Origin of the sequence: Kribbella sp. NPDC056345 (genome assembly GCF_042262745.1) — a bacterium.
Taxonomy (GTDB): Bacteria; Actinomycetota; Actinomycetes; order Propionibacteriales; family Kribbellaceae; genus Kribbella.
Genome location: NZ_JBHJQQ010000002.1, coordinates 407,948 through 428,357, shown reverse-complemented (window position 1 = coordinate 428,357; position 20,410 = coordinate 407,948). Strand labels below are relative to the sequence as shown.

Here is a 20,410-nt window from a genome sequence, read left to right as displayed (position 1 = left end):
GTACGGCGGTCTACCCGTACCCGAGTTCGTGCAGCCGGGCGTCGTCGATGCCGAAGTGGTGCGCGATCTCGTGCACCACCGTGATGTTCACCTCATCCACGACGTCCTCGACGGTCTCGCACATCCGCAGCGTCGGATTCCGGTAGATCGTGATCCGGTCCGGCAGCACCCCGCCGTAGTAGTGCCCGCGCTCGGTCAACGGGATCCCCTCGTAGATCCCGAGCAGCTCCGGGTCCCCGGCCGGCGGATCGTCCTCCACGAAGATCGCCACGTTGTCGATCAACGCCGCCAGCTCACCCGGTACCTCGTCCAGCGCCTCAGCCACCAGCACCTCGAAGTCCGCCCGAGTCATCTCGATCACACTGCCAGCGTACGGACTACAGCCAGCCCTGCCGGGACGCCTGCACGCCGAGCTGGAACCTCGTCTGCGCACCGAGGGCTTCCTGGAGGCGTCCGATCCGGCGCGCGATCGTCCGTTCGCTGACCCCGACCTCCCGTGCGATCGACTCGTCGGTGAGGCCGGCGCTCAGGTAGGTCAGCAGCCGCTTGCTCTCCAGGCTCGGTCCGGCCTCGACGTCGTTCAGCTCGGTGGTGTTGGTGATCGGTACGGCGATCCGCCAGAGCGCGTCGAAGATTCCCTCGAGGCCTTCGAGCAGCGCCGATTCGTGGACCACCATCGCGACGAACTCGGGCCGGGCTTCCGCGGAGCGGGCGGCAACCAGGGCCCAGCGGTGGTCGACCAGCGTCAGGTTGAGCGGTACCCGCGGGAACACCCGCGCCTGCTCACCCGCGTCGATGCACTGCTGGGCCATGTGGAGCGCGGCCGCGTCCTGGAGTACGTGCGCTCCGTAGATCACGTCGTACCGGACGCCGCGCTTGAGCGCATCGAACAGTCCGGTCACGATCTGTATCTCGCGCGGGGCCATGATCGTGCCCATCGTCATGGCTCGGACGTGGTGCTGCGCATCGGTCTGTACCGAGTCGATCACGGACTGTACGGCGTCGTACGTCGGGAGCAGCTCCAAGTGGTCATGCTTGCCGGAGGCCGCCCGCCAGAGCTCCGTGAGGACCTCTCCGCTCTCTCGGACCAGCGCGGCCCTTCTGGCGTGCTGCTCGGCCAGTGCGTCCAGAGCGAGTCTGGGTGGGCGGACGACCACACCGTCGTTTGAGAGCTCCACGAGGCCCAGTGCGACCAATTCGTCGACGTACTGCGGCTGCGGGTGCTCCACGGGGTGCTGCAGCAGCTCCAGGTAGAGCTTCTCTGCCTCCGGTGAGAGGTCTAGTGCGCGAAGCGCTTCCATGCCTCTGTGTACCACCGGCGACAGGTTCCCGCCATGCCGGTTTCTGACACCGCCGGCGTCTCGTACCGGGGGTGTGAGCGGCCAATACTGACCGTGCTCTGTTCCCCACGCGTCACAGGAGTCCTCAATGAGAAAACGCCTCGTCTGGCCGGTGGTCGCCGTACTGGGCCTCACCCTCGGTCTCGCTGCGCCGGGCAGCGCTACCGCGGCCCCGGTCGCCGTACCGGTGTTATCCGACCAACTGCCCGCGCTGAAGGCACTCGCCGAGGCCGGACAGGAACGGCTCGGCCTGTCTCGGAGCTCGGTACAGGACGCTGCACTGGCCGCGATCGACCCGACGCAGTACGAGTGCTCGGACGCACCGCCGCCCGTACTGTCCGCAGTCCTCCCCGACGCGACGAGCTGGACCCAGGACCAACGCCTGGCCGCGACACTCGTGCTGCTCTTCGACATCGCCATGGTCGATGCGGTCTACCTGCCACAGAGCGGCCCGTTCACGTACGGCGCCCACGGTGACTTCACCTCCCAGGTGGACCGCACGGACCGAAGCCTGCGGACCTTCTGGGACATCCCGTCCACCGGAATCGAGCTGGTCCCCGCCCACGGCCACACCCTCCTCAACCCGGCAGTGAGCGCCCGCGTCCTCACCGCCCTGTACGGCGTCGCCCCGGCCTCGGCGCAGGCCATCGGCCAGCTGATCGCCGACCAGCTGAACACCCCGGCCCTCGGCTACGGCGACCTGCCGGTGTTCACCTTCAACGCCTACGCGGCCTCAGGCGGCGAGGTCATCCCCGGGTACCCGACCGCAGTCCGCCGCATCGTGCTCGGCGACGGCGTCCTCGACGGCTTCGCCAAGGTCGGCCTGGGCGACGTGGCACCCCGCGCGATCCTGGCGCATGAATTCGGTCACCAGATCCAGTTCGCCGACAACCTGATGCGCACCGACCTCCCCGCCCCCGAAGCCACCCGGTGGGCCGAACTCATGGCCGACGGCTTCGCGTCGTACTTCCTCACCCACGCCCGCGGCGCCGCCCTCCAGTGGAAGCGCGTCCAGCAGTTCAGCCAGGTCTTCTTCCAGGTAGGCGACTGCGGCTTCACCGCCCCCGGCCACCACGGCACCCCCACCCAGCGCCTCCGAACCGCCCTCTGGGCCTACTCCGTCGCCGACGCCGCCCGCCCCCAGGGCCACATCCTCCCCGCCCTGTCCTTCCACACCCGCTTCGTTGCCCAATACCCCCAGCTGACCGCCCCCGACGCCACCAACTAACTCGTTTTGGCAGCAGGCAAACTCTCCTCTATGCTTACGGCTGTCCCTGGAGCTTCGGCTCCCGCGGGTCCGAGTCCCCATCGTCTAGTGGCCTAGGACGCTGCCCTTTCAAGGCGGTAACGCGGGTTCGAATCCCGTTGGGGATACGGTCGAAAGGCCAGTGTCAGAACCACCCCGAAGATGCTGTAAGATCATCGAGGTCAACCTGGCCCAGTAGCGCAGTTGGTTAGCGTGCCGCCCTGTCACGGCGGAGGTCGCGGGTTCGAGTCCCGTCTGGGTCGCCAGGAGAAGGGGGCGGTGAGAAATCACCGCCGCCAAACTTTCTCCCCGGTCAGGTAGCTCAGCTGGTAGAGCGTCCGCCTGAAAAGCGGAAGGTCGGCGGTTCGAGACCGCCCCTGACCACCTTCACCTTCACCCTCTCCGACACCGGAGGGGGATTTTTCTTTTGAGGATTAATCTCCCCCAGCGTGCTACGCGGTCGCTCCCTCGTCGCTCCGCTCCTCACCCGCGCCCACTACGCGCGCACCCGCCCGCCCTCGGCGGTGCGTGCTATCGCGCGCTCCTTCGCCTACCGCACGCCGGCGATAGCCGCGAGCACTCGGCCAAGGGACTTAGGCCTTGAGCCGGAGAACTGGTTCGGTGCTATCCCCAAGGAAGACCTCCTGCTGCGGACCGCTCACCGTCAAGCGGTAATGCTCACGAGACGGGCGACCTGCGGCGAGCCAAGTCGTGTAAGCGGCTTCAATGTCGTCCCAGACCTTGCTGGGTCCACCTTGGGTTACCTGATCGTCGACCAGGCGGGCCCAGGAGCCGTCTGGACGAAAGAACAAAGAGACGCCGTCCACGGTTGCCGGACGAACCTCAGGGTTCGTCAGATCCAGCCAGAAGCGGGCCTCGTTGTCGGAGTGGATAGACGCACCGAACTTGTATGGGCGTGTATCGCCGGAGCCGTGCAATGCCAGCCGAATCAGATCTCCAGCGAGAGCCGGAGCAGCCTGATGACGTAGCGGCATGAAGTAAGCCGACGCCGACAGGAAACGGCCAGTCGCACCGTCGCCGGCTGAGGTCTTGCGCAGCACGGCAACGCCGGCACCAAGCGGGGTCACAATGGCTCCGTTCGACCGGAGCTGATTCAGCCATGCCTGGGGGATGTAGTCGAGCCGGCAGGTGGCGATCACGGCGTCGTACACGCCGGCGTCCGGGTCGCCATCGGCTCCATCGGCGGCCACGACGCGAGGGGAATATCCCGCGCGATTCAACCGCTCCTTGGCTTGGGCGACCAGGTCCGGATCGATGTCGACACTTGTCACGTGGTCAGCGCCCAGCCTCTCCGACAAGAGAGCTGTGTTGTAGCCCGTGCCGGTTCCGATCTCGAGGACTCTCTCGCCACCCTCGAGCTCAAGGGCCTCCAGCATGCGCGCCATCAAGCTCGGCGCTGTCGACGAGGAACGCACATCCTCTGTCGTCACCAGGTGAACATCCGAGTAGACGCCCGCCAGCCACTCGTCTCCGAAGGCCTCATCAACGACCGTGCTGCCCTGTTGGTCGTTGCGATAGAAGCGAGGCACGAACAGATGGCGAGGCACCGCCATGAACGCCGCCTGCCAGCGTTGATCGACCAGCGCGCCGCAGGCTACAAGGTCGGCAACCATCTTGCCGAGGTATTCGCTCGACGTCGGCTCGCTCATCGGCAACTGCTCTCCAAGAAATCGGTGATCGCCTGGGCGATCGGGGTACGAAGCTCTGGAATGAAGGCCCATTGTCCGTTGGGGTTGGCTTCGAGAAACACCCAGCCACGTCCCGGCACGATTCGAACGTCGAGAGCCGCGAAGGTCAGCCGAAGTTCCCGGAGCAGGTCGAGAACAGACCGACGTACATCCGCCGGCACGTCGACAACCCGGTAGCTGACTTGCTCATGGTGGGCGCGGATATCGATCGGCCCAGTTGGGTCGGTGGGATGGATCTCGGCGGCGAAGAGTTGGCCGGCGACCGCGGTCATCCGAACGTCAACGCCCGGAATCAGCTCCTGGAACAGATGCGCAGTTGCCGAGATTCTCGGGTCCGACCAGAGATCTTCGGCGACCTCGGCCGTGTACAACACGCCACTCCCGTGCTCATCGTCGACGGTCACCATCGTCGCCAAGGACTTGGTGATGATCCTGCCACCCACCGATCGCGCAAAATCGCCTACCACCTCCGGCTCATTGGTGATGAGCGTCGCGGGCACCTGCAGACCACAGCGTGTGGCGACAGCGAGCTGATGCGGTTTGACCCGCGCGTCCGCCATGGCTGCGCGCCAGGCCGTCCGCGACATGCGCTCCAGCCTCTCCGTCTACCGAGCCAAAGGCATCCGCTCAGTCTCCGAGCTCGACAGCCGAGCAGCCCGATACCTCGCCGCAGTCGATCGCTGACAGCGCCTTACCAGCAAGGGAAACGATGACCGACCAGTCGATCACTCTCCACCCCGTCGCCCACGTCATCGGCGGCCGAGTCGAACCAACCGACGACTACTGGGGCGGCACCCAGGCAATCATCCGCATCGACGACCCGCGCCTCGGCCCCGACTCCACCAAAGGCCTCGAAGACTTCTCCCACATAGAGGTCGTCTTCCACTTCCACCTAACTGACAAATCAGACCTCCACCTCGGCGCCCGCCCAGCCCGCAACAACCCCGACTGGCCGGCCGCAGGCGTCTTCGCCCACCGCAACATGCGCCGCCTCAACTGGCTAGGCGTCTCCCGCTGCCGCCTCCTCAAAGTCGACGGCCTAGACCTCCACGTCGAAGACCTAGACGCCGTAGCCGGCACCCCCATCCTCGACATCAAACCCTGGTTCACCGACTTCGGCCCCCGAGGCCCCATCCACGAACCCACCTGGCCCACCGAAATGCTCACCAACTACTTCGCGGACCACAGATAGCTCGGCAGACGGCCAATGCACAGCCTCGCTGACCCCAACCACAAGCTCAAGACGGGTGGACAACTGCCCATTGGCGACCACGCGGTTGGCCAGGCTTCCTAGATCGAAGCGGGCTCAACCCAGAAGGTGCAGGTAAATGACCCACCCGTACCGCGACGCCGATGTAGCAGCCGATGGCGAGCCGGAGAAAGAGTTCAACCCGGCATCGCGGCCCGACTGCCGAGGAAGACAACAGCGGCGGGTGCCCTCGTCCGCAACAGCGAGGGTCTGATCCTCTTCCTTGAGGCTGTCTACAAGCCAACCCTTGAGATTCCTGGCGGGGTAACCGAGTTCGACGAGTCGCCACTAGAGTCCGTTCGTCGTGAAGCTCGCGAGGAAATCGGGATCGACATCTAGATCGGCCCGCCGCTCGTCGTGGACTGGATCCCGACCTCGGGTCCGTGGTTCGACGGCATCATGTTCATCTTCGACGGCGGCATCCTCACCGACGACCAGATCGCCCAAATCACCCTGGACGACACCGAAGCCCGCCGCTTCCAGTTCATGCCCCTCGACGGGGCCAGTCCCCGAATGCGTCCGTCCATGGTCCGTCGGATCGCTCGCGCCCAAGAAGCGCATGCGCAAGGCTCCCCGATCTACTCCGAGTACGGCCGCCGACCCGAGCTAAAGACTACCGAGACCGTACCGGCCAATCGGCAGACCTCCGCCGGTGAGTAAGTCACCCTGGCGGAAGGTCCGCGAGTTCCACGAGGTCTTCGGTTTGTCACACCCCGACCACCCGACGCCCCTGCACCTGAGCTCGCCGAAGCCCGCCAGCGAATCCTTGACGAGGAAGTCCGTGAGGTCGCCGAGGCAGCCCAGGGCGGCGACTTGGTCGAGATCGCCCACGAGCTGGCAGACGTCGTCTATGCCGCGTACGGAACGGCCATCAGCTACGGAATCAACCTTGACGCCATCATCACCGAAATCCACCAAGCCAACATGGTCAAGCTCGACCACGACGGCCGGCCGATCGAGCGCAACGGCAAGGTCCAGAAGAGCGACAGGCATCGCCCTCCTGATGTTGCCAGGTGATCGCCAGTCAAACTGCACCGGACGCCTGAAACTCAACGGCTCGATGACGGATCGGCCAGCCGATGGCCGTCCTGACTTGCGGGGCTGTGACCACGAGATTGCGCAATGATCGCCAACCCCATTCCCGACGAACTACTTCGACTGGCGTGCTCGTATAGCGGCCGCGTTTCGAATTGCGTTTACATATGGCAGGTCTTCGTCTTGCACATTCGACGGCAACTCGGCGAACGGCACAACGGATCTGTGACTATGCGACCTCGACTGCATCCAAGCAGACCAAGCATCGTGCACGTCAGCTGCGGTCACACTTTGACCTTTCGAGCGCATCAAAACCGCATAGATCACGAATAAGAAGTCGGAATCCGGCGGCGGATCGGTCGATCTGTCGAGCAAGCTTCGGATAAGTGCGGCATCGTCGTCGAGATAGGAGGCCATCAGACTACCTTGCCGATAAAGAGAAGGATGTATAGCGCCGCGAAGACCCATGGAACAAACCTCTCGACCGCACCCAGTTCTGCGTAACGGCCGCGCAAACCGCGAATCGGATCTGCTTTTAGCGACTTCCACTCATCAGCGAATACCTGATGTGGCAACTGCTTTTCCAGTTCAAGGATAACGTTGAATTTTGCCCGATTCAGATCGCGATAACTACGCAACTGTAGCCACCAGGACACCGACAGCGCCACGCCGGCCACCGCAACCACCCCATTCGCCCACCACGGTGACTTGACAAGCGAGGGTGCAGCCAGGCCAACTACGCCAACGAATGCAGTCTGGACCGTCAGGAAGAACGAATTGGCCGTCGCCCGACGCGCTGAAATTCGGTCCGCCATTTCTACCGCGAGCTTGTACAGGTCTACAGTCATTGGATCCGGCACACCGGGAGTGGTCACCGACCACCCTCCACGAGTGTCTTCAAGTTGTCCCACGTCCACTTGTAGAGCTTATCACTCGACTTCGCAGTAGTTGGCTTAGTCCCCGTCGCATCCTTGTAGCCATTAAGAAGAAAGTATGGAATTGACTCCTCTTGCGCGATCGACAACTCCAGGGCGACGCCGGTTGCAGTATGTGTATTGAGCCCGCATATGACAGCCACGACATCGCTAGCTCGAATCCTCTTCCTCGCCTCAATCTTCCAGTTCTGCGATGCGACCTTGATTGACCAATCCGCGATACTAAAGGGCGAGTCCGCGAGCCGGGACTGACCGACTAGGAAGTCTTTCAGACGGGCGTCATGATCATAGTCGAAGCTAATAAATACACGTGCAGCCATTCCGCTCACCCCTCCACTGACCCAACAGAGACCACGCCGCGTCGCCCTGGAAGCCATCTTGAGGCCATCTTACGATCGAACGGGCAACGCGTGCATCATATGGCAATGGTCATGCATATTGGAAGGTGTGGAGCGATACCGATTCGCCACTAAATGTACACGTTCTCGACTGGCGATCGAGAATCCGCACGCGTTTGAGCGGTCATCTAATCCGGCGCTGCAAACGTTTGAACTCTTTTGTGGCTGCCTTGTCGAGTTCATCAGGGATTTCTAAGGTGACCTCCATCCGTATCGCAATACCTGGATCACCCCGCTCGATTCGCTGTGGAAGATCGTGAACGCTCCACGCAAACTCATCCACAAAGGATCGCATGCGCCAAATCGGCTGGTCATAGAATCGAGATACAATGTCTCTCAGCCGAGAATATTCGTCGGGCATGGCGGTGCCACGAAGTTGTGCCGCAGTGTCTATGAACCCTTCATAAACATCACCAAATCGCTTGGCGATGTGCATGATCATTTCAGGGTTACCGGGATAGCCCGGCGGCCCGAACGCACCCTCTTGTACTTGAGGGTCCAGCACACGCATAAACTGCTGTACCAGATGCTGGCCCCTGTCCATTGCCTGCTTAATCGCCACGTTCGCATCGGCGTAGCTGTCAAGATGGATGCCCGTCGACCGAACGTACCCGATAGCGTGATCACGGCACTTGTCCTCCACCCGGTCGCGGGCTCGTATCAGCGAACCCGCATAAAGCAGATACTCCCAGCCGGGCGGGCGCTGAGTAACGAGTCTCTGCAAGGCATCCGGCGATGATGGCACACCTGATGACCATAGGGGCGTCGGCGTGGTGTGGTGGCCGAGCTTTCGGAGCACCTGCTCTACGATGCCAACAGAACCAAAGCGAGCCGCGTCGAGATACGCAATGGACGGCAGCAGTCCATCCAGTTCTGTGTCGTCAATTCGAACCGGAAGTATATAGGCAGATTTCTCGCGAAGCGCTCGCGCCTGAAGGCTCCGGCGTTCATGCTTGGTCCACATATTCTCGGAATAGGCTCTGGAAACGAACATGACGGCATACCGAGACTCCTCCCGATAGACCTTGTCCAACAACTCTACAAGGTTCTCCCCCCACACATTTGCCGTCTGATCTTCATCATAGAAGATCCGAACGGCGGCTAACTTCAGGCCGTTAGCGACCTCCTGTACAAATTGGCGCTCCGCGCCCGCAAAGGAGAGCGCCACATCATATGTGAAGGCGGAGGGATCTCTCGTCATGTGGTCAGCATCTCAGGTGACGGATACTGGTCATACTCCTCGGCGACCCACCTGAGACCGAAGCCGCACCCAACTCAGCTCAGCATCGCCAGCGCCCGATCGCGCCAGAAGGCCCGGCCGCTCAACCCGGCGATCCGGGCCGTTCGGCGCGGCATCGCCCGTGCCCGAGCGGGTGGGCAGCGGTCAGCCAGAGACCGTCACTCGACTCTCGATTGCCCGCTTGAGCGGGAGCACCGTCGAGCGGTGGGCTCAGGAAGAAAGGTCGGTTCCCAGACTGAATGCCGCGCGGTGCCGCAACCAGTACCGCAACAGCCAGCATCACGCCGCCCTGGTACGAAACCGGGGGACCCGCAAGTGCAATACCGCAGGCGCGCGGTTCTCAGGCCGCTGTCGAACTGAGGGCTTTCGAGCCCGCACGAACTGCTGCTGGTGCGCTATGACATCGTGGCACCCTTCGCTTCTCGGTCTACGAGGAACTGATCGAGTAGTTCGAACAGCACCCTGATGACGTGCTGCTCCTGGTCAGCCGAAAGCCCTTCGCTGCCCCATCCGTCGGGAAGCGCGAGGTGACGCACCTGACCGGGCCAAGCGTGGTTGCATTCCTGGCCGCGTTTCTCCACCAGCCAGTCCAGCCAGCCACTCAGGCCTGGACCGCCATGGCGCAAGGAGTGCTGGTCGTACCCCTCCAAGAACGCCTCCAGGCCAGGGAGGGTGGTTCGACCGATGAACATCCCGGGGCGCCTGGCCACGCAGGCCCAGTATTCGCGCTCGCTCATCTCGATGAGGTCCATCCGATCATCATCTCCGCTAGGCCCAGCGACAGGTCCAGCAACACCGGCCGCCAGTGACGACCGCAGTACGGCGGCAAGCCCCGCGTGGACGACGATCCTGCAATCCCGGCTGGAAGCGCTGTTGAACTGAAAGTGGAAGGTCGGCGGTTCGAGACCGCCCCTGACCACTTTCGCTCTCTCCGACTTCGGAGGGGACCTTCTTTTCCCCAGCGTGCTATCGCGCGCCTTCTCCTGCCGCACGTCCGCGGTTGCCTGCCGGCATTCGCTCCACGTGCGATACGTCACTTGAGGCGAGGCAGCGACTGGGGGCTCGTCAGATCCAGCCAGAAGCGGGTGGAGTGACCTGCTTGCTCAACCTGGATCCTCGGCACGCTAAGTCCAGGTTGTCTGCTTAACCTGGACTTACGGCAGTGCTAGTCCAGGTTAGATGCCCAGCTGAGTGCTGGTGACGGGCAAACACCCGCACGGCCAAGCAGAGGTGGAGCTGCGCCAGAGGCAATCGTCCACCCGTGTTGTCGCAGTGGTAGCCCGGTGGTAGCCCTTGGCGCAAGGACGACCAGCCATCGGGTTCTCACCGTCACAACGTTCAGTGGGTCGCAGGATTGGTCAACCGAGTCCCGTGGGCGTCAGACGAGGAGTCCTGCTGAGGTCATGGACGGGGCAACCGCGCAGGTTGTCCGGCTCGATCGGCGTACCGATCGGTCGTGAAGATGTAGCCGGTATCGGCCTACTTTGCGCCGGCCGCCAGACGCTCCCTCGCTTGCAGCGCGTTGTGGGTCCTGAGCACGTCTAGGCAGGCTCTGGTGATATTCGCGTGCAGAGCCTGTTCGGTCTGGGTAGCTTCGAGCGGTATGAGCCTGAGTGTGTACAACGTTGCGTTCGACTGTGCTGATCCGTACGCGATCGCGTCGTTCTGGAGTGGGGTGACCGGTCGCCCGCTGGCTGAGGACGATCATCCCGGCGATCCCGTGGCCACGATCCTGCTCGCCAACGGCGTCACCCTGTACTTCGAGAGCGTCCCGGAGCCGAAGGCCGTCAAGAACCGCGTGCATCTGTGCCTACGGCCCGACCCCGGCAAGACCCGCGACGAGGAGGTCGAGCGAGTGCTGGGCCTGGGCGCGACGATTGTGGACGACCGACGGCAACTCGAAGGCAACGGCACAGGCTGGGTCGTGTTCGCCGACCCGGAGGGCAACGAATTCTGCCTCTTACACGAAGGCGTCGGAAGAAGTCAGAAGGAGCCCACGGAGTAGCTCGTCCGCACGAACAGATGACGAGGTATTCCTCAGTGGCCGCGAAGGGTCTTCGAACTCGACGACCAGAACTTCGCCGGGAAGCGTTGGCGCAGGTCCTGGTCGAGTTCTGTGGCGATCATCTGAAGAGGCGGCTTGCTCTGACGGCCTTCCTTGAGGCCGGACGTACCTAGCGCCACGGCCTGGTCGAGGCCGCCTTCGTGGCCAACTCGTCGTCTCCCGCGATTCGGTGAACACTTATCGCGTAGTAGTCCCACTTTCACGCCATGTTGTCAGCAAGCTGAACCCATGAATGGCACCGCAGATGTTTGCGATGGCCTCCACCCGAACACCGGTATGCCGTGCATCCTCGGAGACCACGAGGGCTACCACCGGACCGCGGACGGCGCGGAATGGCTGGACGAGGAGTAGCCCTCACCAGGCCGGCGGGGTGTGCGCGTGAGGCCATGAGAACCGCGCACACCCCGCCCACCACTTTGAGCAGTCACCCCGTCGTGCCAGCTACGCCCACTATCTGAGCCACCGTCTGGGTGTACGGAAGAACTGGTAGAGGTCGCCACTTCAGGCGACCGGCAGGCGCTGGCTGCCGTCCGTGCTACCCGTGAGGCTCACTACTACCCGTTCTTGCGTACGCCCCACCCGGCCAACGACGGCGCCATACCAGAAGGAAGCTGCGTATCTGATAACCAGTTCCTTTGCCGCGTGAGGTTCTGGCAGGCTGCAGGCGTGCAGCCGGTGCCATCAAGTAGTCATCGTTGGTTGTTTGATTTGACGGATCCAGATCCCGTTCGTCGGCGGGCAGCGTTGGAGCGGCACGCCGACCTCGTAGCTACATGGTCCGACGGGCTTCGGTGGTCGAACGCTCTATGGTTCGAAAACGGTCGTAGCTTCGACTTTTCACACTCACCGAGGTTGACCGCGCAGTACGACCAAGCGCTCGCCATGCAGAACAACGCCATCGATCGAACGCTCTACAGCGTTGCTGGGGAGTTCATCCCTGCGCGCTACCGGGAACTCGACGACGCAGCGTCAGTGCCTTATGCGGTTCTGTTCCTCCAGTGGGAAGTCAGCTTTCAGCAGGAGTGGCGAAGCGCGGCACCGTGGTCACCGTGGGGGATGAAAGCGAGCATCCTCCGCAGCTTCATCAACGCCGGCCCGTTGGGCTGGGAGGAGGCCTTGATCGACCTCGTGATGGCCGCGGTCAATCGCGAGCACTGGTGTGAGGACCGTTGGTACGCGGCTTTGGCGCGACGCCTCGACAGTCCTGAACTCCGGAACCTGCTCGGGGAAGCGGCGGCGTCACCCGATCCGCTCGTGCGGCTGCGAGCCGGATACGTCAGCGCAGTACTCGATGATCGCGGCATGGCGGTTACTCTCGCCAGCTGGAGGCACTGGCTGGCAGCAACCGACAGCTGAGCATCGGGCGCCGCCGTTCGCCGCAATGCCCGACTCCAACCATCCCCCCTTGAACCTCGAGCTGGGGTGCAGCTCAGCGGGCCCGGATGGCCGCGGTGAGTTCGGAGATGTTGTTGATGATGACGTCGGCTCCGGCGGCGGTTAGGGCGTCGGACTTTCCGGGCTTGTTGGCGTAGCCGATGCTGGCGGCTCCGCTGGCTTGGGCGGCTCGGATGTCGGTGGGCTGGTCGCCGATTAGTGAGCACGCTTCGGGGGATACTCCGAGGGCTTGGGCGGCTCTGTGGATCAGGTGGAGGTTGGGCTTCATGAGGGTTGGGTCCGAGGGGTCGCGGGCTTCGATGTGTTGGATGAAGTCGGCGAGGCCGGATCGGGCTAGGTAGGCGTGGACTGCGGCGGCGGCGTTGTTGGTGACGATCGCTAGCTGGTGCCCGGTCTCTTGGCAGGCAGCGAGGAACTGTTCAATGCCGGGCGTCGGGGTGGCGGTCTGGACGGCTTTGACCTCGGCGTTGCGGAGAGTCTCCTCCATGCTTAGGGCTAGGTCTCGTGAGACGCCTGCGCATTCACGGAGGACGTCGTGGGGGCTCGGCAGGCCTCCGAGGGCGGCTGGTAGTAGGCCGAGTTGGTCGTAGGCGAGTGCGCGGAGGTCGTCGGCGATCTGGGCCGCGGGGTGGCCGGCGAAGACGGAGCAGACTGGGCCGTCGAAGTCGAGCAGGATCACCGGGCTGCGACGGAGGATGGCGGCCAGCGCGTCGGCGGTCACGGCTCGTGGGTCCGGTCGAGTTTGTCCCAAAGGCTGTTGCACCGATGGTGGGCCTGGTCTACGTCGCTCACCGCGCGGTCGGACCGAGCAGGATTGTTGCCGATGGCATCGAAGATCGTTGCCTTCATACGAGGGCGTCCTTGATGACTTGGGCGTCGTTGTCCAGCAAGGATCTCTCGCGTTCCACCTCGTCGGGGATGATGGTCCAGCCGTCTCCTGGGTAGCGGGGGATGACGTGGAGGTGGAAGTGGAAGACTGTCTGGAAGGCGGCTTCGCCGTCGCAGAGGAAGACGTTGATTCCCTCGCAGGGCATGGCGGAGCGCCGTATCGCTCGGGCCATTTCGTGGGCGACTGACCAGACGTGAGTGCTCGTGGGTGCGTCGAGGTCTTCGAGGCCCACCGCGTGTTTGCGGGGCACGACGAGAAGGTGGCCGGGTGTGACGGGGTGCAGGGACATGAAGGCCACAACGGTTTCGTCCTCGTACACCACACTGGCCTCGGCCTGGCGCGCCACGATGGCGCAGAAGATGCACCCTTGCGTCGTTGACGTCGCGGTCTGTGTCATGCGCGCAATACTTCCAGTGCATCCAGACGAGCGCGATGCAATTGATGCCAGGCGGCGATCACGAAGCCCGGTCCGTTGTAGTTGTTCAACGCGAAGCTCAGGCAGTCGCCTCCTCGACCGCAGCGGCCACAACATTCGTGGTCGGCTCTCTCGTGCCTAGCCGTCGATTCGAACGGCAGGAAACGGCCAGTGGGGGTCGTCGTAGCGGGCGAGGCCGGGGATCGCCAGGAGACGTAGGACGTTTCGGAGATGGGCGGGGTCGCCGTGGTCGCCGATGCGGCTTGGGGCGTGGCGGAGCAGCCAGGTGGTGAGCTCTTGGCGTTTGCCTTCCTGGTCGTCCATGGTCCACCAGAACATGTCGTCCTGAAGCAGGTCGAAATCCCATTGCGCGATGGTTTCGGCGAGGCGTTGGTCAGCCATGGGATGCCGGATCGACTCCCACGATGCGAGCCAGGGGCCTGCGCTACCTGAGGCCTCGACGCAGAGGGCCAACGCTTCGTGGGCCGGCGCTGGCGCGGTGGCCGCGGTGAGGCAGTGGGCCCACCAGGCCTGCAGGAAACCGAGGACAGCTTCAGCTTGCTCTGCGGGCCATTGCTGCCAGTTGCCGCGAGAGAACGAGTAGCCAAGGTCCCGAAGGTCGTAGTCGCTGACAGCGCCGTTGGCGAGAGCGGCTGTCAGCTGAGGCATGATGCGGCGCAGGATGGCGGCGTGGTCGCTCCAGTCCGGAGCCTGCCAAGTGCGGCGCAACAAATCCGGCTCGAGTTCTACGTCCGGAACCTTGAGGCTCGCCAGTTCCTCTGCGCTGCCCCAATGGCATTCGCAATTCATCTCGTCGGCGCGAGCAGTCATCCCGCGGAACGCACGCGCCACGCGCTTCAGCGCATCGTCGAGCGTCGTTGGCGCGGGTGGGTTCGTCACGGGCGTCGCTTTCGGGGCTCTGAGCCTTGCCACTAGGAGAACGACCACCCTACCTAGGCGCACGACTGAGTGCAGCTGGATTGCGTAGTCCACTGGGTGTACCGAAGAACTGGTAGAGGTAGGCCCTGCTTGCGGCAGTCAGGCGTAGGCGCTCGCTCTTCCGGGCGTTTTCGATCACTACAACCAGTCCTTCGGTACGCCTAGCCCACAACATCCCGAGGCGACTACGTCGAGCAGCTCGATGAGAATGACGAGTGATGCCAACGATCCGCTGGTGCAAGTCCCCAGCTCAGTCCGAAAGCCATCGCCGCATAGCCACAGAGCGGTCGGGGCGGGCGGTAGCCCGCGAGGGCGCGCGGAGCGCGCGAGGACTTGGGGTGGGTGGGGCGGCTGCGTAGCGTGCGACGTAGGAGTGGGCGTAGCTGCTGCGGGGGATAGATGCTCAGGGTTTGAGGCGGGCGGTGGTGTAGGCCCACATGGCTATTTCTACTCGGTTTCGGGCGCCTATTTTGGCCATCACGCTGGTTAGGTGGGTTTTTACGGTGCTGAGGCTGATGTGGAGGTCTGCGGCGATCTCAGCGTTGGTGCGGCCTTTGGAGGCTGCTAGGAGGACCTCTTCTTCGCGGGGAGTGAGGGGGTCGGTGGGTTGGGCGGGGGTGCGGGAGGGTTCGGCGAAGGCTGCCAGGAGGCGGGCGGTGATGTTGGGGGCTATCAGGGCGTCGCCGTTGGCTGCGGCGTGGATGGCTTGGACCAGGAGGTCGGAGCCGGCGTCTTTGAGGAGGAAGCCTCGGGCGCCGGCCTTGAGGGCGCCGTAGACGTATTCGTCCAGGTCGAAGGTGGTGATGACGACGATGGGGAGGGGGTCGGGGACGCCGGGGCCGGCTAGTTCGCGGGTGACGGCGATGCCGTCTAGGCCGGGCATTCTGATGTCGAGGAGGCAGACGTCGGGGCGTAGGCGGCGGGCGAACTCGATGGCTTCGACGCCGTCGGCGGCTTGGCCGACGACCTCGATGTCGGGTTGGGCGTCGAGGATCATGGCGAGGCCGGTGCGGACTAGGTCCTGGTCGTCGGCTACGAGGACGCGGATGGTCATCGGCGGACCGCCGTTCGGGGTAGTACGACGTCGACCGACCAGCCGCGGTCCGGGGCGGGGCCGGCGGTGAAGGTGCCGCCGAGGAGGGTGGCGCGCTCCGTCATGCCGGCCAGGCCGTAGCCGAGCGAGTTGCCGGGGGCCGAGGTGGGCTCGCCGTCGTCGCGGACGGTCAGGCGCAGGGAGTCGCCGTACGACGTGAGCCGGACGTCGACGCGGGTGGCCTGGCGGGCGTGCCGTACGGCGTTCGTGATCGACTCCTGGGCGATTCGGTAGATCGCGGCACCGACCCCCGGGCCGAGGTCGTCGAGGTCGCCGGACAGCTCGACCCGGACTCGCGGGTGGTCCCCCGCGCTGGCGGCGAGCCGCTCCAGGTCGGCGACTCCGGGTTGCGGAACGAGCGCCGCCGTACCGTCGTCGCGCAGGAGACCGACCATCGTCCGCAGCTCGGCGAGCGTGCGCGTGCCCTCGGTCTCGATGATGGTGAGCGCGTCGACTGCGGCTTCCGGGCGAGTGGCGGCGACGGCTCGGCCGGCCTGGGCGCGGATGACGATGGCCGAGACGTGGTGGGCGACTGTGTCGTGCAGTTCGCGGGCCAGTTGTTCGCGCTCGCGGAGGCGTACCTGGTCCAGTTCGCGGAGCCGGGCGGTCCGCCGGTAGCGGGCCGCATGGCCCAGTGCCGCCGGGAACAGCAGGAACATACTGCCGGCGACCGCTTCGCCCCACCCGGGGAAGTCGGCGGCGGTGCCCGACACGAGTGCAGTCACGACGAACGCCAGGCCGATCAGGACCTCGCGGCCGGATCCCCAGCGCAGGAGCGCATACGGCAACAACACCACGCAGAGCATCGAGTACAGGCCCAACGGCTCGATCCCGCTGATCAGGACCACGAAGTTGGACAGGATCAAGACGCTGAAGACGCCGACCACCACCTGCAACGGATGGGTACGGCGCCAGAGCAGCGCAAACGCGGTTGCCACAGCCAAAACCACCGAGACGGGACGCCAGACCACGTCCTCGCGGAACACGCCTTCCAGCACGGCCGCTATCAGTAGGCCGCCGAGCAGCACCCAGTCCCGCCACACCCTCCTGGGCGGGTCTGGTGCTCGCGGCTCGCGTAGCAGCGAGCGGACGGCGTTTCTCAGCATGCCCACAGCGTAGAGACTCCGGCACCTCGGCGTATCGGCTCAAAGTACGGGACGCGACCTGGCTGATCGGTCGAGGGAAGTCCGGCTCATCGCCCGAGGTGGCGCCCTGCCCTTCGACCGCAGGCTGAACCCAACTCTCGCCGAAAGGAACCCTGATGAGGTCGAACCTGTACAGACTGGGCCGGTACGCCGCTCGCCGGCCCTGGGTGGTGATCGGAGCGTGGCTGGTCATCGCGGCGCTCGTGGTCGCGGCATCCGGTGCCTTCGGCAAGAAGCTCGAGGAGTCGTTCGGAGCGCCAGGTGTCGACTCGCAGGCGGCGACCGATCTGCTGTCGGCCGCTGGAGCGGACCAGGCCGGGCTCACCGCCCAGGTCGTCGTCACCCCGCGAGATTCAGCCGCAAAGCTCAACGCGCCCGAGTTGCAGGCCGCGCTCACGCGGGTCCGGTCGACCGCAGCGGCGCTGCCGAACGTGCTGGCGGCCGGCGATCCCGTGATCTCGCCGGACGGGAAGGTCGGGCTCATCCGGCTGCAGTATCCGGTGCTCGACAAGCTCGAGCCGAGCGATCTCGAGCAGCTCAAAACACTGACATCGACGCAAGAGCCCTTGCGGGTCGAGCTGGGCGGGGATCTCTTCTACGCGTTCGAAGAAGGCCAAGCAGGTCTCGCCGAGGCGGTCGGGTTGATCACGGCAATGGTGATCCTGCTGCTCGCCTTCGGATCGATCATCGCGATGGGGCTGCCGGTCGGGATGGCGGTGTTCGGCCTCGCGCTGGCGGTCAGCTCGCTGTCCCTGGTGAACCATCTGATCGCCCTGCCCGCCTGGGCGCCTGTGCTCGGCAGCATGATCGGGCTCGGCGTGGGCATCGACTACGCGCTGATGATCGTCACCCGGCACCGCGAGTTCCTGACCGCCGGGATGGCGGTCGAGGAGGCGGCCGGGCGGGCTGTCGCCACGGCGGGACGGGCCGTGCTCTTCGCCGGTGGCACCGTGGTGATCGCGATCCTCGGGCTGGCGGTGGCCGGCGTACCGTTCATGACCGCCGGCGGCATTGCCATCTCCCTGATCGTGCTGACCATGGTGTTCGCTTCACTCACGTTGCTGCCCGCGTTCCTGGGGCTGGCCGGGCATTGGATCAACCGCCTTCAGGTACGCCGGGTGCGGTCGACTCCTGGTTCGGGGTGGCACCGGTGGGCGGGCCATGTGTCCAGGCACGCGGCCGTCTATGCCGTCGGCGCGACCGTCCTCCTGCTGGCTCTGGCCGCGCCTGTGCTCGCGCTTCGCGTCGGTACGCCGGACGACGGCGCGCTCCCCGTCCAACGCACCGAGCGCCGAGCATACGACCTGGTCGCCGCCGGATTCGGTGCCGGTAGCAACGGTCCGCTGGTGATCGCCGTCGACGTCTCGCGCGATCCGAGCGTCGTCCAACCCCTGTACGACGCCATCCGGGCCGACCGGGGCATCGCATCGGTCGCTCCCCCTCAGGTGAACTCCACGGCGGGCGTCGCGACGCTGATCGCCGTACCGACAACTGGTCCGCAGGACGACGCGACGATGACAACGGTCGAACGGCTGCGCGCCGAGGTCTTCCCCTCGGTACTGCGGGACAGCCCGGCGAAGGCTCATGTCGGTGGTCAGACCGCGACGCTGGCGGATGTCGGTGCGAAGGTCAACGACCGGCTGCCCTGGTTCATCGGCGCCGTGATCCTGCTGTCGGTTGTGCTGCTCACACTGGTGTTCCGGTCGATCGTCGTACCGCTGAAGGCCGCACTGATGAACCTTCTCAGCATTGGCGCGTCCTTCGGCGTCATCGTGATGGTCTTCCAATGGGGCTGGGCCGCGGATCTGATCGGGCTGGAGACGACCGTCCCGATCCTTCCGTTCATCCCGATGTTCATGTTCGCCGTGGTGTTCGGGCTCTCGATGGACTATGAGGTCTTCCTGCTCACCCGGATCCGGGAGGAGTACGTCCGGACCGGTGACAACACCGCCTCGACCATCCACGGCATCTCGACGACCGGTCGCGTGATCACCTCAGCAGCGCTCATCATGATCGCGGTCTTCGTCAGCTTCTCGCTGGCCAACGATCCGACGGCCAAGATGTTCGGTCTCGGCCTGGCGACCGCCGTACTGATCGACGCAACCGTTGTACGGCTGGTTCTCGTACCGGCTTTGATGAAGCTGCTGGGTGACGCGAACTGGTGGATGCCTGCGTGGTTCGCCCGGCGCGCGCCGCGGCCGGCCCTCCAGCAGCAAACTGTCGGTGCGGAGTAGCACAATCAGCAGATCACCAGTGGAGGAGGGGCTCATGCTGAGGCAGGTTGCGGATGGCGTGCTGGTCCACCAGAGCGAGTTGCTGCAGAACAACACCGCTGTGGTGCAAGGCCGGGATGGTGTGCTGGTGATCGACGCCGGGATCACGGACGCTGAGATGGCGTGCCTGGCCGACGATCTGACTGCTATGGGCCAGCCTGTGGTGGCAGGGTTCGCGACGCATCCGGACTGGGATCACGTGCTCTGGCACGCCCGGCTCGGTGCGGCGCCCCGCTACGGTACGCCGCGCTGCGCGGCGTTCATGCAGGAGCTGCGGTCGAAGGCGGACTGGGAGCAACGCGTGACCGAGGGGCTGCCTCCGGAGAGTGTCGACGACATGTCGCTGGAGCTGTTCGGTCTCATCACGGGTCTGCCTGCGGAGGAGATTCCGTGGGACGGTCCGACGGTTCGGATCATCGAGCATCCGGCACATGCTCCGGGTCACGCGGCGCTGCTCGTGGCGGAGAGTGGGGTTCTCGTGGCCGGCGACATGCTTTCCGATCTCTTCGTGCCGATGCTCGACTTCGACGCCGACCCGATCGAGGACTACCTCGTTGGGCTGCAGCGGCTCGAGAGTGTGGCGGAGGACGTCGGTGTCATCATCCCGGGGCATGGGTCGGTCGGCGGCGATGTACGCGCCCGGATCGCGCAGGACCGCGCGTACGTGCAGGCCCTGCGCGACGGGTCTGCGCTCGAGGACCCGCGCGTCACCCAGCCGCCGACTGGCTGGGATTGGGTCAGTGACATCCACACGGGGCAGGTCCAGCAGCTGGCCAACTGGAGAGCGCGCGAGTAGTGCAGAGCTCAGATCCAGCCGAGAGTCGCCACGAACTCGGGCCCGAGCAGAGCGCGCATCCGGGACCGGTCTTCAGGAGGCACCTGATCCAGGACGTAGGCGACGGATTCGAGCGCTCGTACGTCGTCGTCCGCCGTCGCGTCGTCCGGGCGCTCGTCAACGAAACGAACAAGGTCGCGCAATGCCTCCGCAAGGAGTTCCGCGACCGGATCGCCAGCCATGAGGAAACCCTAGCGGGTCCGACGTTT

Annotated in this window: 25 protein-coding genes and 3 tRNA genes; 13 read left to right on the top strand and 15 right to left on the bottom strand. The window is 64.8% G+C overall.

What is annotated here, in order from left to right; all coding sequences use genetic code 11:
* Positions 1–10 precede the first annotated feature (10 nt).
* Positions 11–361: a metallopeptidase family protein gene (locus tag ACFCV3_RS07810; protein WP_376027288.1), complete on the bottom strand. Its 351-nt coding sequence runs from the start codon at positions 359–361 to the stop codon at positions 11–13.
* A 16-nt stretch (positions 362–377) separates the two neighbouring features.
* A complete protein-coding gene (locus tag ACFCV3_RS07805; RefSeq protein WP_376027285.1) occupies positions 378–1,301 on the bottom strand; it encodes a hypothetical protein in 924 nt (307 codons plus the stop codon).
* 127 nt (positions 1,302–1,428) lie between these two features.
* On the opposite strand from ACFCV3_RS07805, the gene ACFCV3_RS07800 reads away from it, so the two are divergent.
* From ACFCV3_RS07800 to ACFCV3_RS07785, 4 genes are all read left to right on the top strand, one after another.
* Positions 1,429–2,568, top strand: coding sequence for a hypothetical protein (locus ACFCV3_RS07800; protein WP_376027283.1), 1,140 nt, complete (start codon positions 1,429–1,431; stop codon positions 2,566–2,568).
* Positions 2,569–2,641: 73 nt separating this feature from the next.
* Positions 2,642–2,714: transfer RNA gene (locus tag ACFCV3_RS07795), tRNA-Glu, on the top strand.
* Between the two features lie 61 nt (positions 2,715–2,775).
* A tRNA-Asp gene (locus ACFCV3_RS07790) sits at positions 2,776–2,852 on the top strand.
* Positions 2,853–2,897: 45 nt separating this feature from the next.
* Positions 2,898–2,970: transfer RNA gene (locus ACFCV3_RS07785), tRNA-Phe, on the top strand.
* A gap of 209 nt (positions 2,971–3,179) precedes the next feature.
* On the opposite strand, the gene ACFCV3_RS07780 is transcribed toward ACFCV3_RS07785, so the two are convergent.
* The gene (locus tag ACFCV3_RS07780) at positions 3,180–4,256 is read right to left on the bottom strand and encodes a methyltransferase domain-containing protein (protein WP_376027281.1); all 1,077 of its coding nucleotides are present in this window, start codon (positions 4,254–4,256) and stop codon (positions 3,180–3,182) included.
* Positions 4,253–4,882 carry a hypothetical protein gene (locus tag ACFCV3_RS07775; RefSeq protein WP_376027278.1) on the bottom strand — a complete coding sequence of 210 codons (630 nt, stop codon included), beginning with the start codon at positions 4,880–4,882 and terminating at the stop codon, positions 4,253–4,255. The genes ACFCV3_RS07780 and ACFCV3_RS07775 overlap by 4 nt, the downstream gene beginning before the upstream one ends.
* Positions 4,883–5,004: 122 nt before the next feature.
* Between ACFCV3_RS07775 and ACFCV3_RS07770 the strand changes: the two genes are divergently transcribed.
* From ACFCV3_RS07770 to ACFCV3_RS07755, 4 genes are all read left to right on the top strand, one after another.
* Positions 5,005–5,487 carry an SAM-dependent methyltransferase gene (locus tag ACFCV3_RS07770; protein ID WP_376027276.1) on the top strand — a complete coding sequence of 161 codons (483 nt, stop codon included), beginning with the start codon at positions 5,005–5,007 and terminating at the stop codon, positions 5,485–5,487.
* 126 nt (positions 5,488–5,613) lie between these two features.
* Entirely contained in the window at positions 5,614–5,883 is a 270-nt protein-coding gene (locus ACFCV3_RS07765) for an NUDIX domain-containing protein (RefSeq protein WP_376027273.1), read from the top strand.
* A gap of 18 nt (positions 5,884–5,901) precedes the next feature.
* Complete coding sequence (locus tag ACFCV3_RS07760; RefSeq protein ID WP_376027272.1) at positions 5,902–6,204, top strand: hypothetical protein; 303 nt, start codon at positions 5,902–5,904, stop codon at positions 6,202–6,204.
* A 6-nt stretch (positions 6,205–6,210) separates the two neighbouring features.
* Complete coding sequence (locus ACFCV3_RS07755; protein WP_376028707.1) at positions 6,211–6,561, top strand: MazG nucleotide pyrophosphohydrolase domain-containing protein; 351 nt, start codon at positions 6,211–6,213, stop codon at positions 6,559–6,561.
* A 434-nt stretch (positions 6,562–6,995) separates the two neighbouring features.
* Here the strand turns inward: ACFCV3_RS07755 and ACFCV3_RS07750 are convergent, their stop codons facing one another.
* From ACFCV3_RS07750 to ACFCV3_RS07735, 4 genes are all read right to left on the bottom strand, one after another.
* Positions 6,996–7,454, bottom strand: a complete 459-nt coding sequence (locus ACFCV3_RS07750; RefSeq protein WP_376027271.1) for a hypothetical protein — start codon at positions 7,452–7,454, stop codon at positions 6,996–6,998.
* Positions 7,451–7,834 carry a hypothetical protein gene (locus ACFCV3_RS07745; RefSeq protein ID WP_376027268.1) on the bottom strand — a complete coding sequence of 128 codons (384 nt, stop codon included), beginning with the start codon at positions 7,832–7,834 and terminating at the stop codon, positions 7,451–7,453. Before ACFCV3_RS07745 ends, ACFCV3_RS07750 begins: the two co-directional genes overlap by 4 nt.
* Positions 7,835–8,036: 202 nt before the next feature.
* Positions 8,037–9,113, bottom strand: coding sequence for a TIR domain-containing protein (locus ACFCV3_RS07740; RefSeq protein ID WP_376027266.1), 1,077 nt, complete (start codon positions 9,111–9,113; stop codon positions 8,037–8,039).
* A 434-nt stretch (positions 9,114–9,547) separates the two neighbouring features.
* Positions 9,548–9,904, bottom strand: coding sequence for a hypothetical protein (locus ACFCV3_RS07735; protein WP_376027264.1), 357 nt, complete (start codon positions 9,902–9,904; stop codon positions 9,548–9,550).
* Between the two features lie 851 nt (positions 9,905–10,755).
* Between ACFCV3_RS07735 and ACFCV3_RS07730 the strand changes: the two genes are divergently transcribed.
* The 3 genes from ACFCV3_RS07730 (at position 10,756) to ACFCV3_RS07720 (ending at position 12,573) form a co-directional block, all read left to right on the top strand.
* Positions 10,756–11,157 (top strand): VOC family protein, encoded by a 402-nt coding sequence (locus tag ACFCV3_RS07730; protein WP_376027262.1) that lies wholly within the window; start codon positions 10,756–10,758, stop codon positions 11,155–11,157.
* Positions 11,158–11,445: 288 nt separating this feature from the next.
* Positions 11,446–11,568, top strand: a complete 123-nt coding sequence (locus ACFCV3_RS07725) for a hypothetical protein (RefSeq protein WP_376027261.1) — start codon at positions 11,446–11,448, stop codon at positions 11,566–11,568.
* 501 nt (positions 11,569–12,069) lie between these two features.
* Positions 12,070–12,573 carry a hypothetical protein gene (locus tag ACFCV3_RS07720; protein ID WP_376027260.1) on the top strand — a complete coding sequence of 168 codons (504 nt, stop codon included), beginning with the start codon at positions 12,070–12,072 and terminating at the stop codon, positions 12,571–12,573.
* Between the two features lie 73 nt (positions 12,574–12,646).
* Here the strand turns inward: ACFCV3_RS07720 and ACFCV3_RS07715 are convergent, their stop codons facing one another.
* From ACFCV3_RS07715 to ACFCV3_RS07690, 6 genes are all read right to left on the bottom strand, one after another.
* Positions 12,647–13,333, bottom strand: a complete 687-nt coding sequence (locus ACFCV3_RS07715; RefSeq protein WP_376027257.1) for an HAD family hydrolase — start codon at positions 13,331–13,333, stop codon at positions 12,647–12,649.
* Positions 13,330–13,461, bottom strand: coding sequence for a hypothetical protein (locus tag ACFCV3_RS07710; RefSeq protein ID WP_376027254.1), 132 nt, complete (start codon positions 13,459–13,461; stop codon positions 13,330–13,332). Before ACFCV3_RS07710 ends, ACFCV3_RS07715 begins: the two co-directional genes overlap by 4 nt.
* Positions 13,458–13,898: an HIT family protein gene (locus ACFCV3_RS07705; protein ID WP_376027251.1), complete on the bottom strand. Its 441-nt coding sequence runs from the start codon at positions 13,896–13,898 to the stop codon at positions 13,458–13,460. Before ACFCV3_RS07705 ends, ACFCV3_RS07710 begins: the two co-directional genes overlap by 4 nt.
* 156 nt (positions 13,899–14,054) lie before the next feature.
* Positions 14,055–14,816 (bottom strand): hypothetical protein, encoded by a 762-nt coding sequence (locus ACFCV3_RS07700; protein ID WP_376027249.1) that lies wholly within the window; start codon positions 14,814–14,816, stop codon positions 14,055–14,057.
* A 442-nt stretch (positions 14,817–15,258) separates the two neighbouring features.
* Positions 15,259–15,909 (bottom strand): response regulator, encoded by a 651-nt coding sequence (locus tag ACFCV3_RS07695; protein WP_376027248.1) that lies wholly within the window; start codon positions 15,907–15,909, stop codon positions 15,259–15,261.
* Positions 15,906–17,054 carry a histidine kinase gene (locus tag ACFCV3_RS07690; protein ID WP_376027246.1) on the bottom strand — a complete coding sequence of 383 codons (1,149 nt, stop codon included), beginning with the start codon at positions 17,052–17,054 and terminating at the stop codon, positions 15,906–15,908. The genes ACFCV3_RS07695 and ACFCV3_RS07690 overlap by 4 nt, the downstream gene beginning before the upstream one ends.
* Before the next feature lie 155 nt (positions 17,055–17,209).
* On the opposite strand from ACFCV3_RS07690, the gene ACFCV3_RS07685 reads away from it, so the two are divergent.
* Both ACFCV3_RS07685 and ACFCV3_RS07680 read left to right on the top strand, forming a co-directional pair.
* Complete coding sequence (locus ACFCV3_RS07685; RefSeq protein WP_376027243.1) at positions 17,210–19,327, top strand: MMPL family transporter; 2,118 nt, start codon at positions 17,210–17,212, stop codon at positions 19,325–19,327.
* 34 nt (positions 19,328–19,361) lie between these two features.
* Positions 19,362–20,162 carry an MBL fold metallo-hydrolase gene (locus tag ACFCV3_RS07680; protein WP_376027241.1) on the top strand — a complete coding sequence of 267 codons (801 nt, stop codon included), beginning with the start codon at positions 19,362–19,364 and terminating at the stop codon, positions 20,160–20,162.
* Between the two features lie 8 nt (positions 20,163–20,170).
* On the opposite strand, the gene ACFCV3_RS07675 is transcribed toward ACFCV3_RS07680, so the two are convergent.
* Complete coding sequence (locus tag ACFCV3_RS07675) at positions 20,171–20,383, bottom strand: hypothetical protein (protein ID WP_376027239.1); 213 nt, start codon at positions 20,381–20,383, stop codon at positions 20,171–20,173.
* Positions 20,384–20,410: the final 27 nt, after the last annotated feature.

What these genes read in the sequence shown, in the direction of transcription:
- ACFCV3_RS07800 (WP_376027283.1), top strand. Translation starts at nt 1,429, where the DNA reads ATGAGAAAACGCCTCGTCTGGCCGGTGGTCGCCGTACTGGGCCTCACC.
- ACFCV3_RS07730 (WP_376027262.1), top strand. Translation starts at nt 10,756, where the DNA reads ATGAGCCTGAGTGTGTACAACGTTGCGTTCGACTGTGCTGATCCGTAC.
- ACFCV3_RS07805 (WP_376027285.1), bottom strand. Translation starts at nt 1,301, where the DNA reads ATGGAAGCGCTTCGCGCACTAGACCTCTCACCGGAGGCAGAGAAGCTC.
- ACFCV3_RS07690 (WP_376027246.1), bottom strand. Translation starts at nt 17,054, where the DNA reads ATGCTGAGAAACGCCGTCCGCTCGCTGCTACGCGAGCCGCGAGCACCA.
- ACFCV3_RS07695 (WP_376027248.1), bottom strand. Translation starts at nt 15,909, where the DNA reads ATGACCATCCGCGTCCTCGTAGCCGACGACCAGGACCTAGTCCGCACC.
- ACFCV3_RS07780 (WP_376027281.1), bottom strand. Translation starts at nt 4,256, where the DNA reads ATGAGCGAGCCGACGTCGAGCGAATACCTCGGCAAGATGGTTGCCGAC.
- ACFCV3_RS07775 (WP_376027278.1), bottom strand. Translation starts at nt 4,882, where the DNA reads ATGTCGCGGACGGCCTGGCGCGCAGCCATGGCGGACGCGCGGGTCAAA.
- ACFCV3_RS07705 (WP_376027251.1), bottom strand. Translation starts at nt 13,898, where the DNA reads ATGACACAGACCGCGACGTCAACGACGCAAGGGTGCATCTTCTGCGCC.
- ACFCV3_RS07685 (WP_376027243.1), top strand. Translation starts at nt 17,210, where the DNA reads ATGAGGTCGAACCTGTACAGACTGGGCCGGTACGCCGCTCGCCGGCCC.
- ACFCV3_RS07770 (WP_376027276.1), top strand. Translation starts at nt 5,005, where the DNA reads ATGACCGACCAGTCGATCACTCTCCACCCCGTCGCCCACGTCATCGGC.
- ACFCV3_RS07735 (WP_376027264.1), bottom strand. Translation starts at nt 9,904, where the DNA reads ATGGACCTCATCGAGATGAGCGAGCGCGAATACTGGGCCTGCGTGGCC.
- ACFCV3_RS07740 (WP_376027266.1), bottom strand. Translation starts at nt 9,113, where the DNA reads ATGACGAGAGATCCCTCCGCCTTCACATATGATGTGGCGCTCTCCTTT.
- ACFCV3_RS07675 (WP_376027239.1), bottom strand. Translation starts at nt 20,383, where the DNA reads ATGGCTGGCGATCCGGTCGCGGAACTCCTTGCGGAGGCATTGCGCGAC.
- ACFCV3_RS07680 (WP_376027241.1), top strand. Translation starts at nt 19,362, where the DNA reads ATGCTGAGGCAGGTTGCGGATGGCGTGCTGGTCCACCAGAGCGAGTTG.
- ACFCV3_RS07725 (WP_376027261.1), top strand. Translation starts at nt 11,446, where the DNA reads ATGAATGGCACCGCAGATGTTTGCGATGGCCTCCACCCGAACACCGGT.
- ACFCV3_RS07745 (WP_376027268.1), bottom strand. Translation starts at nt 7,834, where the DNA reads ATGGCTGCACGTGTATTTATTAGCTTCGACTATGATCATGACGCCCGT.
- ACFCV3_RS07710 (WP_376027254.1), bottom strand. Translation starts at nt 13,461, where the DNA reads ATGAAGGCAACGATCTTCGATGCCATCGGCAACAATCCTGCTCGGTCC.